Raw genomic sequence first — 15,887 nt, forward strand, 5'->3', positions numbered from 1 at the left:
CGCCGGTGGCGGAGATCGCCCGATGTCGATGACCCCGGTGGTGGAGCGGGTGCCGCTCGGCCTCGGGCCCCTGGCCGCCGCCGTGCGCGCCGGCACGCTCCCGGCGGGCAACCTCGAGCTGATCCCGCGCGACCTGCGCTCGTGGCAGGAACAGATCGAGCTGGCACGCGAGCCGATGATGGGGCTCCGCTGGGCCGACACCCTGCGCGAGGCGCTCCGCCCCGCCGGCGCCGCTGCCGCCCGCCTCGCACGCGTGAGTGGCGGGCAGGGCGTGGTGGTCACCACCGGCCAGCAGCCGGGGCTCTTCGGCGGCCCGATGTACACGATCATCAAGGCGCTGAGCGCGCTGGCGCTCGCGGACCGCATCGAGGCCGTGACCGGCGTGCCCACGGCGCCGATCTTCTGGGCGGCCACCGACGATGCGGACTTTGCTGAGGGCGCGCGCACCTGGCTGCCGGTGGGCGGTGCGTTGCAGGACGCCGTGATCGAGGGCGCGCCGCGCGAGGGCACCATGATGTCGCATGCCTTCCTCGGCGACATGGCCGTGCCCGCCGCGCTGTTGCGCCGGGCGGCTGCGGGGGCCGCCTGGCCGGAGTACATCCGCGCGGCCTGTGCGGCCTACCAGGAAGGCACCACGGTCGGCAACGCCTTCGTGGAACTCATGCGCGAGATCCTGATGCCGCTCGGCATCACGGTGCTGAATGCCGCGCACCCCAGCGTGCGACACCAATCGGCGCCATTGCTCCGTCGCGCCCTGGCCGAGGCGTCCGTGATCGATGCCGCGCTGCGCGAGCGCACGGCGGTGCTCCGTGGCGCGGGGTTCACGCCGCAGGTGGAACTGCTGCCGGACCGCTCGCTCGTGTTCGTGGTGCGCAACGGCGTGAAGGAACGCGCCTCGGTGTCGGGGGCGGCGGCGGTGCTCCCGCGGGTGTCGGATGACCTGCTGTCACCCAACGTGCTGCTGCGCCCCATCGTCGAGCGGGCGCTCCTGCCGACGGTGGCGTACATGGCAGGGCCGGGGGAGATGGCGTACTTCGCGCAGGTGAGCGCGGTGGCCGAGGCGTTGCGCGTGGCGTCCCCGCTCGCCCTGCCGCGCACCAGCCTGCGCGTGGTGACGCCCGAGGTGCAGGCCACGCTGGTGGCACACGGCCAGTCGCCGGAGGCGATGCGCGACACCCGCGCCCTCGTCCACACCCTCGCGGCCGATGCCACGCCGGATGCGGCGATGGACGCGCTCACTTCACTGCGCGCACAGATCCACCGCACCATCTCGGCACTGCGGACGGCAGGAACGACGCTGCCGCCGGCCGCGCTCGACGGTGCGGTGGCGCAGTTCACGCACCGTGCCGACCGGCTCGAACGGCGCGTGCTGGCCGCGACCAAGCGATCGATCGGCGAGCGGCTGCGACGCGTGGCGCAGGCACAGGCGTTCCTCTGGCCGCAGCAGGCCCCGCAGGAGCGCGTCGTGAACCCGCTGCCGTGGCTGGCGCGGCATGGCACGCCACTGCTGGATGCGATGCAGCAGGCCTGCGCGGAGGACGCGGCGACGCTGGTGCATGGCGGCGACTGACGCTGCGCCGTCGACACCGCCGCCGGCGCCGCCGCGTCCGGGGCTGCGGGACTCCGGCGCCGTGCTGGTCGCTGCCGGCACGCTGGTCAGCCGGATCCTCGGGTTCACGCGTGACGCGGTGATCGCGCACGTGCTCGGGACCTCCACCGCCGCCGACGCACTCCGCGCCGCGCTGCGGATCCCGAACCTGATGCAGAACCTGTTCGGCGAAGGGGCACTCTCGGCGTCGTTCATCCCGGTGTACGCCAGGCTGCGCACCGGGCAGCAGGACGAGGAGGCGGTGCGGGTGGCGGGCGCGGTGTTCACCCTCCTGGCACTCCTGTCGTCGGTGCTGGTGCTGGTCGGGGTGACCTGGTCGGCCGAGCTGGTGGCGCTGCTCACCCCCGGCTTCGCGGCGGGCACGCGCGCGATCACCACGGCGCTGGTGCGGCTCATGTTCCCGGGCGTGGGCCTGCTGGTGCTGTCGGCCTGGTGCCTCGGGGTCCTCAACAGCCACCGCCGCTTCTTCCTGTCGTACGTCTCGCCGGCGGTGTGGAACCTGGCGATCATCGCGGCGGTGCTGACCGGCCCGCGCACCTCGCTCGAGGACGCGGCGCGGCTGGTGGCCTGGGGGGCGCTGGTGGGCAGCGCGCTGCAGTTCCTCGTGCAGCTGCCGGCGGTGCTGACGCTGGTGCGCGGCATGCGGCTGGACCCGGCGACGGACGATCCGCACGTGCGCACGGTGGCACGCAACTTCGGGCCGGCCCTGATGAGCCGCGGCGTGCTGCAGGTGAGCAGCTTCGTGGACCTGCAGTTCGCCACGATGCTCACGGCGGGCTCGGTGGCGGCGCTGGGCCTGGCCCAGTCGATCACGCTGCTGCCCGTGACGCTCTTCGGGTCGGCGATCACGGCGGCGGCACTGCCCGGCATGTCGTCGGTGCGGGGCGATGGTGACGTGCGCAACGCGGCCTTGCGGGAGCGGCTGGCGGCCAACCAGCGTCGCATCGCGTTCTTCATCGTGCCGTCGGCGGCGGCGTTCCTCGCGGTGGGCGACGCCATCGCGGCCGCACTCTATCGCTCGGGACGCTTCACGGCGGCGGACACGACCTGGCTCTGGGCGATCCTGGCCGGCGCATCGCTCGGCCTCCTCGCCTCGACGCTCGCGCGACTCTACAGCTCGGCCTTCTTCGCACTGCAGGACACGACGACGCCGTTTCGCTTCGCGCTGGTGCGCGTCGGCATCGGCATCGCGCTCGCGTACCTCCTGGGCGTGCGGCTGCCCGGCTGGATCGGGATCGATCCCCGGTGGGGCACCGCCGGACTCACGCTCGCGTCGGGGATCGCCGGGTGGAGCGAGTTCACGCTGCTGCGTCGCGGCCTGCGCGACCGGATCGGTGCGCTGCCGGCGGTGCTGCCGCTCCTGCTCCGGCTGTGGGGCTGCGCGCTGCTCGCTGCCGGCGTGACGTGGGCCGTGCGCGTGCCCTGGCTCGGGCGCAGCGGCGTGCCGCATCGACTGGAATCCGTGGCGCTGCTGGGCGTATTCGCCGTCACCTACGGCGTCGTGACACTCGCCACCGGCATTCCGGAGGCCACCGCGCTCGTCGAGCGGATCCGTCGCCGGCGCGGCGGCGCTGCCACGCGGTAGCTGCCGTAGATTCCGGGATGCCTGGAATGCCCGACATCGTGGCCGGCAAGCTCGCGCACCTGCCCGACTCGCCCGGGGTCTACCTCTGGAAGGACCGGGCGGGGCAGGTGCTGTACGTCGGCAAGGCGAAGAGCCTCCGCTCGCGCGTGCGCAGCTACTTCGCCAGCGACCACGAGGCCAGCGTCAAGACGCGGCACCTCGTGAACCAGGTTGCGGATGTCGAGACGATCGTGGTGCCCTCCGAGGCGCACGCGCTGATCCTCGAGAACAACCTGATCAAGGAGTACCGCCCGCGGTTCAACATCGCGCTCCGCGACGACAAGTCGTATCCGTACATCAAGGTCACCGTGCAGGAGCCGTACCCGCGCGTGTTCGTCACGCGGCGCTTCCTCTCCGACGGCGCGCGGTATTTCGGTCCCTACACCGACGTCGGCGCCATGCGCCGCGCCCTGAACGTGGTGAAGCGGATCTTCACCGTGCGGTCGTGCCGGTACGACATGCCGGCCGAGATGCCGGAGCGTGCCTGCCTCGACTGGCACATCGGCCGCTGCAAGGCGCCGTGCATCGGGCTGCAGGCGCTGGACGACTATCGCGCGATGATCGGCGACGTGCTCCAGTTCCTCGACGGCCGCCCGCAGGACGTCACCCGGCGCGTGCGCGAGATGATGGAGCGCGCGGCAGCGAACCTCGAGTTCGAGCGGGCCGCCGAGCTGCGGGATGCCCTGCTCAAGCTGGAGACCATCGAGGAGCCGACCGCGGTCATGCAGGTGGAGGGCGGTGACCGTGACGTCGTCGGCTTCGCGCGCGACGGGGATGATGCCTGCGTCTCGATCCTCCGGATCCGTGACGGCAAGCTGCTGGCGCGCGACCACCGCTACCTCGCGAACGTGGAAGGGGAGCCGGATGATGCGATCCTGGTGGCCTACCTGCTGCAGCACTACCAGCACCAGTCGGAGCGCGCGCGCGAGCTGCTGCTGCCGTTCGAGCTGGCCGAGCTGGCGCTGGTCGAGGCGTCGCTGGACAGCTCGCGCCTGCGGGTGCCGCAGCGCGGCGCCAAGCGCGAGCTGCTGGACCTCGCGATGCAGAACGCGCGGCACCTGCTGGAGGAGATGAAGCTCACCACCGACGACAGCGACGAGCGCGCCATCGATCCGGTCTACGACCTGCAGCGGGAGCTGGGCCTGTCGGTGGTGCCGCGCAGCTTCGTCTGCTTCGACATCTCGCATGCCCAGGGGCGCGACACCGTCGCGAGCATGGTCTGGTTCGAGAACGGGCGTCCGAAGCGCGCCGAGTACCGCAAGTTCAAGGTCGAGGGGGCCTGGGGCAACGACGACTTCGCGTCGATGAACGAGGTCGTCACGCGGTACTTCTCGCGGCGCGCGTCCGAGGGCCATTCGCTGCCGGACCTCTGCGTGATCGATGGCGGGAAGGGCCAGCTGCATGCCGCGCAGGATGCGCTGGCCGCCATCGGTCTGGGGACCGTGCCGCTCGCCAGCCTCGCGAAGAAGGACGAGGAGGTGTTCCTGCCTGGCCGGAGTGAGTCGCTGCGGCTGTCGCGGCGGTCGCCCGGCCTGCGCCTGCTCCAGATGGCCCGCGACGAGGCACACCGGTTCGCGGTGACGTTCCAGCGCGCGCGGCGCACGAAGCGCACCGTCACCTCGCAGCTGCTCGAGATCCCCGGCGTCGGCCCCACGCGGCGCCGCGCGCTGCTGCACGCGTTCGGCAGCGTGCAGGGCGTGCGGGACGCGGGACTCGACGCCATCGCCGCGGTGCCGGGATTCTCGGCTGCCATGGCGCGGAAGGTCCTTGGCGGGCTTGGCGTGGAGTTGCCAGAGCTCCCTGCGCCGGTGGCGCCAGCACCTGGTGCTGACGCGCCCGGGCTGCCGTCTGCCGCCGTACCGCTCCCCGAGGTGACGTCGCCAGGCGAGCAGTCCGACGACCTGCCTCCCGATGCCGGACACACCCTCACCCGTGCACCCGAATGACGCCCGACTCCGCCGTACCCTGGAGCCTGTACTGCAGTGCCTGCGATGCCACCGCCTCCGGCGGGACGCTCGCTTCGCTCTGCCCGGCGTGCGGCCAGCCCTGGCTCACCGCCGTCACCCTGCCGCGTGACCGGCAGGCGGCGATCGACGGCGCCGCGCGCGGGCTCTGGCGCTACCGCAGCGTGCTGCCGGTCCTGCCCGGTGAACCAGTCGTGGCGCTCGGTGAGGGGTGGACACCGATGCTGGAGGCCCCCGCACTGGCCGAGACCATCGGTGTCGGACGGCTCTGGATCAAGGATGAGGGACAGAACCCCACCGCCTCGTTCAAGGCGCGCGGGATGGCGCTGGCCATCACGCGCGCGCGCGCCCTGGGCGTGGCGGGTGTGACCGTGCCCACCGCGGGCAATGCCGGTGCCGCGCTCGCGGCGTACGCGGCTGCCGCCGGCGTGCCGGTTCGCGTCTACGCGCCGCGCACCACGCCGCCGCCGATCCTCGACACCGTGCTGGCATTCGGCGCGACACTGATCCTGGTGGATGGCCACATCGGCGATGCGGGGCGCCTCGCGCGCGAGTATGCCGAGTCGAACGGCTGGTTCAACGTCGCCACGCTGCGGGAGCCGTACCGCGTTGAGGGGATGAAGACGATGGGCTATGAGATGGCGGAGCAACTCGGCTGGCGGCTGCCGGACGCCTTCATCTACCCGACGGGCGGCGGCGAGGGGACCATCGGCATCTGGAAGGCCATCGCGGAGATGCAGGGTGCGGGCTGGCTCGACCCGATGGAACGGCGGCCGAAGGTGGTGGTGGCGCAGTCGGCGGGGTGCGCCCCGATCGTGCGGGCGTTCGGGGCCGGTGAGGTGGCGGCGACGCCGTGGGTGGACCCGGTGACCTATGCGAGCGGATTGCGGGTACCATCGCCGCTGGGGGACCGGTTGCTGCTCCAGGCCCTGCGCGAGAGCGACGGCGCGGCGATTGCGATTCCCGATGACCGCACGCGGATCGAGACCGCCCGCCTGTCGGCAGCCACCGGCATCGACGCCGCACCGGAGGGTGGCTGTGCGCTGGCCACGCTGGTGGACCTCGTCGGGCGCGGCACGCTCGGGCGGGAGAGTGAAGTGGTGCTGTTCAACACCGGGAGCGGCGCCAGCTACCGGTGGCGCGACTGACGGAGCCGTCGTGGCGACGGCCCGCTATGTTTGATGGTTCTCAGGACGGACTTTCTGCGATGACGCATGGCAACGGTGAGCGCGGCGTGCCGAGCTCTACAATACGAACTCTGGAGAAATTTCGCATGGCTTTCTGGACCACACGGAGTGGCGCTCGGATCCTCGTCGCGCTGGCGATGGCCGGTGGCTCGCTTGGTGCGCAGGCCGCAGCCAAGTGTGACCTGAACCTCCAGTCGCACCCGAAGCTGCTCACGGCCGGGCTGGTGTTCAACGGGATCTTCAAGGCCACCGCCACGCCGGCGGACAAGGCCAAGGGCCTCGCCTCGACCGTGAAGGCCCTCACGGACGACGTGACCGGCTTTCCGGCCAACGTGCAGCCCAGTCGCAACTTCCTGCTCGGCCAGACCTTCCTCGTCTGGCTCGACCAGCCGGGCATCGGCCTCTCCGAGAACCGCGCGAAGATCGGCTACACCGCCGATCCCACCGGCACCATCGACCTCGCCGCGGCGCTCGACTCCGCGTTCGACGCCATCCGCGCCGTGAAGCCGGAGTGCTCCGACTCGCTCAAGCTCTACACGAACGGGCTCTGGGGGCAGCTGATCAACAAGGCCGTGAACTTCACGAACTCGCAGCAGCTCGACTCGGCGGCGCTCTACGCGCAGCGCTCGCTCCTGTTCGACGATCGCCAGTACTACGCATACAACATCATGTCGAACATCGCCATCGTGAAGGACGACACGGCGGGGATGATCGAGTGGTTCAACAAGACGATCGACGTCACGAGTGCCTCGAAGGACACGGCCGTGCTGAAGGTGCGCGACAACATCCTCCAGAACCTCGGGGCCCTGTACACGAATGCGGCGTCGACCGCGACCGGGGCGCAGAAGGACTCGATGACGAAGGCCGCGGTCGCGACGTACCAGCGGTACCTGGCGCTGTACCCGAACGATCTGTCCACCAAGCTGCGCATCATGCGCATGTCGGGCACCACGCTCGACAGCGCCGGTGCGACGCGCTTCGTGGACGAGGTGCTGTCGAACGTCGCTGCCGTGAACGACGCCCAGCTCACCGACGCTGGCGCCGAGCTGACGAAGAACAAGCTGTACGTGCCGGGGCTCCGCCTGTTCGAGGCGGCCCTGAAGAAGAACCCGTACAGCCGCGATGGCCTGTACAACTCGGCCGTGGCGCTGAACAACCTCGAGCGCTTCGACGAGATCCGCCCGTTCTTCGCCCGGCTGAAGGAGATCGACCCGAACAACACCGGCATCTACCAGCTTGCGCGGAACGTGCAGCAGTCGAAGAAGCTGGCCGTGCAGACCCGTGCCAACCGCGGCGTGCGCCCGCGCCCGGGCCAGACGATCATGCTGAACCCGGCACAGCAGGCGCAGATCAAGGTCATCAACGACTCGCTGGTGTACTTCACGTCGGTCGCACAGGCGATGTCCCCCACCGTGGACGTCCGCAGCTTCTCGGTGACCGGTGACGGTGCGAGCTTTGGCGCGGTGGTGCAGGTGCCGCCGGACAAGCCGGCCGCTGCGTTCAGCATCGTGGTGGAGTTCATCGACGCCGCCGGCGCGGTGGTGGCCACCCAGACCGTGCAGACGAAGCAGATCGACGCCGGCGGGTTCGACCAGGTGTCGGCGGCGGGGAAGGGGGCGAGCATCGTGGCCTTCCGGTACCGCGTCGCGAAGTAGCGAAAGCGGGGGCGGTGAAGTGCCGGAAGTCCATGCGATTGCTTGACTTCCGGCCCCTCATCTCCTAGCTTCCATGAGCCGCGCCCCCGGTCTCCGCGGGGCGCGGCTTCGTGTTGCAGGGTGGGTCCGGCAGGGGTCGACGGAGGAGTGCATGGTGCGTGTGGCGGCCGTCGAGGACGGGCAGCTCGGGGCGTCTCTGGGAATCGTGCGCGGCACCGAGCTGCGCGCGGTCAACGGGCGCCCGATCGAGGATTTCCTCGACTGGGAGTTCCTGACCGCCGACGAGGAGTTCACGGTGGACGTGCGCCAGCCTGACGGCAGCGAGCACTCGTGGCGCGTCGTGCGGCCGGAAGGGGCGTCGCTCGGGCTCGAGCTCGAGCCGCCGACGGTGCGCCGCTGCGCCAACCGCTGCGAGTTCTGCTTCATCGAGGGGCTGCCCAAGGGACTGCGCAAGCCGCTCTACATCCGCGACGACGACTACCGCCTCTCGTTCGCGTACGGGAACTTCGCGACGCTGTCGAACGTGAAGGAGCGCGACATCGCCCGCATCATCGAGTACCGGCTCTCGCCGCTGTACGTCTCGGTGCATGCGACGCCATGGGAGGCGCGGAAGGTGCTGCTCAACAACCCGCGGGTCCCCGACATCCTCGGTCAGCTGACCGCCCTGGCGGCCGGCGGCATCCAGTTCCACGGGCAGATGGTGATCGTGCCCGGGCTGACCGACGGCGCGGTGCTGGAGCAGTCCCTCACCGACCTCTGGGACATGCACGAGGCGGTGATCTCGGTGGCGCTGGTGCCGGTGGGGCTGACGCAGTTCTCGCACCTCTACACCGGACGCAGCATGGACCAGGACGCGGCGCGCGCGCTGCTCGACATCGTCGAGCGCTGGGCGGCCCGCGGCCTCCGCGAACGTGGTGATCGCTGGGTCTACGGCTCAGACGAGCTCTACCTGCTGTCCGGGGCGCCGCTGCCCGACGCGGAGCACTACGGCGACTTTCCGCAGATCGAGAACGGGGTCGGTGCGGTCGCCTCGCTGCGCGAGCGCGTGGCCGCCGGGCTCTCGCGCCTGCCGCGCCTGGAGGGCCGGCGCATCGCGGTCGTGACCGGCACCAGCATGGCGCCGCTCCTGCCACCGCTGCTCGAGCGCCTGGCCGCCGCCACCGGCGCCAGCTTCGAGCTGCTGCCCATCGACAACGCCCTGTTCGGCCCGACGACCACCACCGCCGGGCTGCTCACCAGCGACGATTTCCGTCGCGCGCTGGCCGGTCGCACCGGCTTCGATCTCGCGCTGATCCCGGCCGAGAGCATCAACGAGAACGGCGTCTTCCTCGATGACACGAGCTTCGTGTCGCTGCGCGAGGAGTTCCCGTTCCCGGTGTATCCATCGTACGATTTCATCGACGTGCTGGAGGCGGAACCAGCCGTCGGTTCGTCATTCAGGAGTGCTGCGTGAGTATCCCAATCGTTGCCCTGGTCGGCCGTCCGAACGTGGGCAAGTCGGCGTTGTACAATCGCATCATCGGTGACCGGAATGCGGCCATCGTGAGCGAGGTGGCCGGCACCACCCGTGACCGCCACTTCGGGCGTGCCACCTGGAACGGCCGCGACTTCTGGCTGGTCGACACCGGCGGCCTGCCCGAGGACACCCTCGACCCGATGGACGTCGAGATCAAGCGCCAGGTGAAGGAGGCCATCGCCGAGGCCGACCTGCTGCTCTTCGTCACCGACGCGAAGCTCGGCCTGGTGCCGAGCGACGTGAAGGTGGCGGACCTGATGCGCGAGAGCGGCAAGCCGTGGCTGCTGGTCGCGAACAAGTGCGACGAGTTCGGCACCATCGCACACTACGAGTTCTACTCGCTCGGCGCGGGTGATCCGTTCCCCGTCTCGGCGCAGAACAGCGCGGGGATCGGTGACTTGCTGGACGCCGTCACGGAGCAGCTCCCGGAGGGCCTCGAGGAGGAGCCGGACGCGCTGCGGGTCGCGGTCATCGGGCGGCCGAACGTGGGCAAGTCGTCGATCGTGAACCGGCTGCTCGGGGAGGACCGCCTCGTCGTCACCGACGTGGCCGGCACCACGCGCGACGCCATCGACAGCCCCATGCTGTACCACGGGCGGCGGCTGATCTTCGTGGACACGGCGGGACTCCGGCGCCCGACGCGAGTGGATGACGGCATCGAGTTCTACTCGACACTGCGCACCCGGCGCGCGATCGAGCGCGCCGAGATCTGCGTGCTGGTGCTGGACGCCACGCTCGGCCTCGAGAACCAGGACCTGAAGATCGCCTCGCTGGCCTTCGAGGAGGCGGGCCGCGGCCTGATCGTCGTGGTGAACAAGTGGGACGCGAAGGAGGAGAAGGGCGACAAGTCCGCCGCCCACTTCCAGCGCGATGCCGGTGAGAAGGTGCCGTACCTGAAGTTCGTGCCGTTCGTGTTCACGTCGGCCCTCACCGGCCAGCGCGTGACGAAGATCCTCGACCTCATCCTGCAGGTCGAGGCGGAACGGGAGAAGCGGATCTCGACGTCCGAAGTGAACCAGACCCTCGAGGAGCTGGTGGCGCGCCGCCAGCCGCCCCAGGCGGCCGGCCGCGAGATCAAGCTGAAGTACGCCACCCAGGTCGAGGTGTCCCCGCCGGCCATCGGCGTCTGGGGCAACCACCCCGAGCTCGTGCAGGAGCACTACGTGCGCTACCTGCACAACGGGTTCCGCGCGGCCTACGGCTTCACCGGCAACCCGCTGCGCATCCTCATGAAGCGGAAGGGCGACTGATGCATCCCGTGGCCGGCCTCGTGGTGGCGTACCTCGTCGGCTCGATCCCGTCGGCGTTCCTCGCCGGGAAGGCGAAGGGCGTGGACCTGCGGACGGTGGGCAGCGGCAACCTCGGCGCCACCAACGTCTTCCGCACCCTCGGCTGGAAGATCGGGCTCACGGTTTACATCGCCGACTGCCTGAAGGGCTTCCTGCCGGTGGCGCTGCTGCCGGGGGCAACCGGGACGTCCGAGATCGGCTGGCGGATCGGCTACGGCATCGCCGCCATCATGGGCCACGTGAAGCCCGTCTTCCTGCTGGGCAAGGGCGGGGGCAAGGGCGTGGCGACGGCCTCCGGCGTGTTCCTGGCGCTGGCGCCGATGGCGATGGCCTTCGCGATGGTCAGCTTCGCGGCCGTCGTTGCCGCGTCGGGCTACGTGTCACTCGGCTCGCTGGTCTCGGCCGTGGTCCTGGTGGCCGCCGTGGCCCTGCGTGGCACCGGTGGCGCGCCGCTCCTGGTGACCGTGTCGCTGGTGGCCGCGTTCGTGTTCTGGACGCATCGCGCGAACATCGGCCGGCTGCGCGACGGCACCGAGCACCGCTTCGGCAAGCGCGGGAAGAAGGCCGTCGGCGGTGCCGGCCAGGAGTCGGCGTCGTGACGCGCGCGGCCGTGGTGGGCGCGGGCGCCTGGGGCACGGCGCTGGCCGACCTCGTTGCGCGCAACGGCAAGCGCACCGTCCTCTGGGCGCGAGAGGCCGATGTCGTGGCCGACGTGAACACGAACCACCGCAACACGCGGTTCCTGGCCGGCGCGGAGCTGGCCCCGCTGCTCACGGCCTCCGACGACCTGGCGGCGGCGGTGGCCGACGCCTCCACCGTCACCTTCGTCGCGCCGTCACATGTGCTGCGCGGCGTGATCCGGAGCGCGGCGCACGCCGTGCGAAAGGACGCATTCCTGATCGTGGCCACCAAGGGCATCGAGCGTGACACCTTCGCGCTGATGACCGACATCGTCGCCGAGGAGCTGCCCGGCCGGCCGGTGGTGGCACTGTCGGGCCCCAGCTTCGCGGCCGAGGTGGCCCAGCGGCAGCCGACGGCCGTGGTGGCCGCCAGCCGCGACGAGGCGGCCGCGTTACACGCGCAGCGGCTCTTCGCGTCGCCGGAGTTCCGCGTCTACACGCAGCGCGACGTGGTGGGTGTGGAGCTCGGCGGCGCCCTCAAGAACGTGATGGCGGTCGCGACCGGCGTGCTCGACGGGCTCGGGCTCGGCTTCAACCCGCGGGCGGCCCTCATCACCCGCGGCCTGGCCGAGATGACCCGCCTGGGCGTGGCGCTGGGGGCGGAACCGCTCACCTTCGCCGGCCTTGCCGGGATGGGTGACCTGGTGCTCACGTGCACCGGCTCGCTCAGCCGCAACCGCACGGTGGGGGTGGAGATCGGGCAGGGTCGCCCCGTGGACGAGGTGCTGCATGCCCGCGAGACCATTGCCGAAGGCGTGGTCACGACGCAGAGTGCACATGCGCTGGCGCTGGCGCGTGGGGTGGACATGCCGATCGTGCGTTCGATGCACCGCATCCTCTTCGAGGCGATGCCGCCGCGAGATGCGATCACCGACCTGATGGCACGCGCGCTGCGTGCAGAGAGCGACTGATGGCTGTGGCATCGCGCGAGCCCGTCCAGGAGTTCTTCTCGATCGGCGAGGTGTGCTCGCTGACCGAGCTGAAGCCGCACGTGCTGCGCTACTGGGAAGGGCAGTTCCGCTTCCTGAATCCGGCCAAGAACCGGTCCGGCAACCGCGTGTACCAGCGGCGCGAGGTCGAGCTGATCCAGCTCGTCAAGCACCTGCTCTACACCGAGAAGTACACGATCGAGGGGGCCAAGCGGCGCGTGGATGAGCTCCGCAAGTCCAGCGACCTGCGGCCGAGCGCGCGCCAGGCACTGGAAGTCGCGACATGGACGAGCATCGAGACGGAACTGCGTGAGATCCTGCGTGACCTCACGGCACCGGTCACGCGCGCCGGCGGATGATGGTGCGCGCGGCGTGCGTGATCCCCGCCTACGACGCGGCGGCCAGCATCGCCGACGTGGTGCGCGGGGTGCGCGCGAGTGCGCCGTCGCTGCTGGTCATCGTCGTGGACGACGGCTCGCAGGACGGCACGCAGGCCGCGGCGCTGGCGGCCGGCGCCGATGCCGTGCTCCGTCACGACCGGAACCGGGGCAAGGGACGCGCCCTGCTCACCGGCTTTGCGCATGCGTTCGCGCTGTCGCCGCGCATCGATGCCGTCGTGACGATGGATGCCGATGGCCAGCATGATCCCGCCGCGCTGCCGGCGCTGCTGATGGCACTCGAGACGGCCGACCTCGTGCTTGGCGCGCGCCGCCGCCGCGGCACCTCGATGCCGCTGCACCGACGCCTCGCCAACGGCCTCTCCACCCGGGCCATCGCCTGGTGCGCCGGCCAGCCGGTGCGCGACGCCCAGTGCGGCTTCCGCGGCATCCGTCGCGCCCTCCTCGAACGGGTGCCGCACGTCGGGGAGCGCTACGAGGCCGAAACGGCGTTCGTCATTCGCGCCGCCCGCGCAGGCGCTATCATCGCAGAGACCGAAATCCCCACGCGCTACGGCCCGCCGAGCCACTTCCGCCCGCTGCGGGATGCGGCACGGGTCGTGGCCACCATCTGGTCCCACCGCCCATCCCGCTCGATCGCATGCGACTCCTCCTCACCAACGACGACGGCATCCTCGCCCATGGTCTCGACTGCCTGGTCCGCGCCGCCGAACCGCTGGGGGAGGTGACGGTTGTCGCCCCCGATCGCGAACAGAGCGCGACCAGCCACTCGCTGACGCTGCACCACCCGCTGCGCCCCGTGCGACGCGGGGAGCGTCGCTGGCAGGTGGATGGCACGCCCACCGACTGTGCGATGCTCGCCATCGAGGCCCTGATGCCCGAGCGCCCGGACTTCGTGCTCAGCGGCATCAACCACGGCCACAACATGGGCGAGGACGTGCTGTATTCGGGAACCGTGGCGGCGGCCATGGAAGGGCTCTCGCTCGGTGTGCCGGCGATCGCCCTCAGCTTCGCCGGCGGCGACCTGCGCGCCGACATGACCAAGCTCGACGAGCTGGTGGCGCCGCTCACGGACCTGCTCGGTCACCTGATGTCGCTGGACATGCCGCGGGGGACGCTGCTGAACATCAACCTGCCGCCGCGGCGTGGCGAGGAGGTCGCGGGGGTCCGGCTGACACGGCTCGGGCGCCGCGCCTACTCGAATGCGCTGGCGAAGATGCAGGACCCGTGGGGCCGTCCGATCTACTGGATCGGCGGCGGCTCCATTTCGTGGGAGGGCGACGCGGATTCGGACTTCCGTGCCGTACAGGACGGTTACATTAGCGTCACTCCCCTCCACCTCGACCTGACACACCACGCCATGCTCGACGCGTCGCACACCTGGTGGCGAGCGCCCTCGTGACCGTGCACGAAATGCGCGGCCCGCGGCGTCGCCTGATCGAGACGCTGCAGGCGAACGGGATTCGGGACCTGGCCGTGCTGCGCGCCTTCGACGAGGTGCCGCGGCATCTTTTCGTGCCGACGGGCGTGAGTCACCGGGCGTATGAGGACAGCGCGCTGCCGATCGGCTCCGGCCAGACGATCTCGCAGCCGAGCATCCATGCGCTGTACCTGGATGTCCTCGGGCTGACGGGCCGGGAGCGCGTGCTCGAGGTGGGCACGGGATCGGGATTCCAGACTGCGCTGCTGGCGCGACTGGCAGCGCAGGTGTTCACGATCGAGCGCGTGAACGCCCTGATGGATCGCGCGAAGGAGGTGCTGCGCAGCCTCGGCGTGAACAACGTCTCGTTCCTCGTCGGTGACGGGACGATCGGGTGGCGCGAATACGGGCCCTACGACGCGATCCTCGTCGGTGCCGGCTCTCCGACGGTGCCGCAGCCACTCATCGACCAGCTGGCGGTGGGCGGTCGGCTGTTGTGCCCGGTGGGCGACCGGGCGAAGCAGGAGGTGGTGCTCGTCCGGCGCGACCTGAGTGGCATCCGGACCACGACGATCACGGACGCGCGCTTCGTGCCGCTGGTCGGCACACACGGGTGGGTCGAGGGCGCGCCGACGTGACCGACGGGCTCGGCCGCATCACTCCGACCGGCACCATCCTGCACATCATCGTGCACGGGAAGGTGCAGGGGGTCGGCTTCCGCTGGTTCGTGCGCACCGAGGCGCGCCGGCTTGGCCTGGCGGGGTGGGTGCGCAACCTGCCTGATGGCACGGTGGAGCTTCGCGCGTCGGGCATCGCACAGTTCCTCGCGGCGCTCGAGCAGGCCGTGCAGCGTGGACCGGATGGCGCTGCCGTGACCCAGATCTCCCCGGTCGCGCAACCCACCCCGGATTCCCGCACCGACACGCCCTATCCCTTCATCATCCTGCGCTGATGCCCGCGTCCCACGAAGCGCAGGAACGCCTGCGCCCGCTGATCCGCGAAGTCCGGAACTATCCGATCCCGGGGATCAACTTCCGCGACATCACCCCGCTGCTTGGCGACGCCTCGGGCTTCGCGATGGCGGTGGTCGGGATGATCACGCCCTGGCGCGACGCGGGCATCACCCACGTGGTGGGCATGGAGAGTCGCGGGTTCATGTTCGCCGCGCCGGTGGCGCTTGGCCTCAATGCGGGCTTTGTGCCGGTGCGGAAGCCGGGGAAGCTGCCGCGGACCGTCCTGCGCGAGGCGTACGCCCTGGAATACGGCACCGATGCCCTGGAGATGCACGCGGATGCGCTCCCGGAGGGGTCGCGGGTGCTGATCGTGGATGACGTGCTGGCGACGGGAGGCACCGCGCGGGCCGCTGCGCGCCTCGTGGAGAACGCCGGGGCGCTCCTGGTGGGATTCGGCTTCTGCATCAGCGTCGAGGCCCTGAACGGCCGTGCGGTGCTCGGCGCGGCGCGGGTCGAGACGCTGCTGGAGTACTGAGCGGCGCGCCGCTGGCTGACGCCTCGGCGGGGGCACGTTAATTTGCGGTTCGGCCCCCGTAGCTCAGGTGGATAGAGCAGCAGTTTCCTAAACTGTTGGCCGGGCGTTCGAGTCGCCCCGGGGGCACT

General features: G+C 70.7%; 15 protein-coding genes and 1 tRNA gene. All 16 read left to right on the forward strand.

All coding sequences use genetic code 11. The features are described from left to right. Window positions 1-22: 22 nt before the first annotated feature. The 16 genes from bshC to IT355_08905 all read left to right on the forward strand — a co-directional run bounded on the left by bshC (window position 23) and on the right by IT355_08905 (window position 15,885). Window positions 23-1,570, forward strand: coding sequence for a bacillithiol biosynthesis BshC (bshC, locus tag IT355_08830; protein MCC7053360.1), 1,548 nt, complete (start codon window positions 23-25; stop codon window positions 1,568-1,570). Continuing rightward, window positions 1,557-3,194: a murein biosynthesis integral membrane protein MurJ gene (gene murJ / locus IT355_08835; protein ID MCC7053361.1), complete on the forward strand. Its 1,638-nt coding sequence runs from the start codon at window positions 1,557-1,559 to the stop codon at window positions 3,192-3,194. The genes bshC and murJ overlap by 14 nt, the downstream gene beginning before the upstream one ends. A gap of 26 nt (window positions 3,195-3,220) precedes the next feature. Further along, window positions 3,221-5,179 (forward strand): excinuclease ABC subunit UvrC, encoded by a 1,959-nt coding sequence (uvrC, locus tag IT355_08840; GenBank protein ID MCC7053362.1) that lies wholly within the window; start codon window positions 3,221-3,223, stop codon window positions 5,177-5,179. Further along, window positions 5,176-6,345, forward strand: coding sequence for a threonine synthase (locus IT355_08845; protein ID MCC7053363.1), 1,170 nt, complete (start codon window positions 5,176-5,178; stop codon window positions 6,343-6,345). Before uvrC ends, IT355_08845 begins: the two co-directional genes overlap by 4 nt. 125 nt (window positions 6,346-6,470) lie before the next feature. Next, window positions 6,471-8,039 carry a hypothetical protein gene (locus IT355_08850; GenBank protein ID MCC7053364.1) on the forward strand — a complete coding sequence of 523 codons (1,569 nt, stop codon included), beginning with the start codon at window positions 6,471-6,473 and terminating at the stop codon, window positions 8,037-8,039. A gap of 151 nt (window positions 8,040-8,190) precedes the next feature. Then, window positions 8,191-9,492, forward strand: coding sequence for a DUF512 domain-containing protein (locus IT355_08855; GenBank protein ID MCC7053365.1), 1,302 nt, complete (start codon window positions 8,191-8,193; stop codon window positions 9,490-9,492). Next, window positions 9,489-10,805 (forward strand): ribosome biogenesis GTPase Der, encoded by a 1,317-nt coding sequence (gene der, locus IT355_08860; protein MCC7053366.1) that lies wholly within the window; start codon window positions 9,489-9,491, stop codon window positions 10,803-10,805. Before IT355_08855 ends, der begins: the two co-directional genes overlap by 4 nt. After that, window positions 10,805-11,443: a glycerol-3-phosphate 1-O-acyltransferase PlsY gene (gene plsY, locus IT355_08865; protein MCC7053367.1), complete on the forward strand. Its 639-nt coding sequence runs from the start codon at window positions 10,805-10,807 to the stop codon at window positions 11,441-11,443. Before der ends, plsY begins: the two co-directional genes overlap by 1 nt. Continuing rightward, window positions 11,440-12,435 carry an NAD(P)-dependent glycerol-3-phosphate dehydrogenase gene (locus IT355_08870; protein ID MCC7053368.1) on the forward strand — a complete coding sequence of 332 codons (996 nt, stop codon included), beginning with the start codon at window positions 11,440-11,442 and terminating at the stop codon, window positions 12,433-12,435. The genes plsY and IT355_08870 overlap by 4 nt, the downstream gene beginning before the upstream one ends. After that, the gene (locus IT355_08875) at window positions 12,435-12,812 is read left to right on the forward strand and encodes a MerR family transcriptional regulator (protein MCC7053369.1); all 378 of its coding nucleotides are present in this window, start codon (window positions 12,435-12,437) and stop codon (window positions 12,810-12,812) included. The genes IT355_08870 and IT355_08875 overlap by 1 nt, the downstream gene beginning before the upstream one ends. 17 nt (window positions 12,813-12,829) lie before the next feature. After that, window positions 12,830-13,579 (forward strand): glycosyltransferase family 2 protein, encoded by a 750-nt coding sequence (locus tag IT355_08880; GenBank protein MCC7053370.1) that lies wholly within the window; start codon window positions 12,830-12,832, stop codon window positions 13,577-13,579. Next, a complete protein-coding gene (gene surE / locus IT355_08885; GenBank protein ID MCC7053371.1) occupies window positions 13,492-14,253 on the forward strand; it encodes a 5'/3'-nucleotidase SurE in 762 nt (253 codons plus the stop codon). Before IT355_08880 ends, surE begins: the two co-directional genes overlap by 88 nt. Beyond that, window positions 14,232-14,909 carry a protein-L-isoaspartate(D-aspartate) O-methyltransferase gene (locus IT355_08890; protein ID MCC7053372.1) on the forward strand — a complete coding sequence of 226 codons (678 nt, stop codon included), beginning with the start codon at window positions 14,232-14,234 and terminating at the stop codon, window positions 14,907-14,909. Before surE ends, IT355_08890 begins: the two co-directional genes overlap by 22 nt. Beyond that, window positions 14,906-15,223, forward strand: coding sequence for an acylphosphatase (locus IT355_08895; protein ID MCC7053373.1), 318 nt, complete (start codon window positions 14,906-14,908; stop codon window positions 15,221-15,223). The genes IT355_08890 and IT355_08895 overlap by 4 nt, the downstream gene beginning before the upstream one ends. Further along, a complete protein-coding gene (locus tag IT355_08900; protein ID MCC7053374.1) occupies window positions 15,223-15,759 on the forward strand; it encodes an adenine phosphoribosyltransferase in 537 nt (178 codons plus the stop codon). Before IT355_08895 ends, IT355_08900 begins: the two co-directional genes overlap by 1 nt. Before the next feature lie 52 nt (window positions 15,760-15,811). Beyond that, a tRNA-Arg gene (locus tag IT355_08905) sits at window positions 15,812-15,885 on the forward strand. Window positions 15,886-15,887: the final 2 nt, after the last annotated feature.

The organism is Gemmatimonadaceae bacterium (genome assembly GCA_020851035.1).
GTDB lineage: Bacteria > Gemmatimonadota > Gemmatimonadetes > Gemmatimonadales > Gemmatimonadaceae > JACMLX01.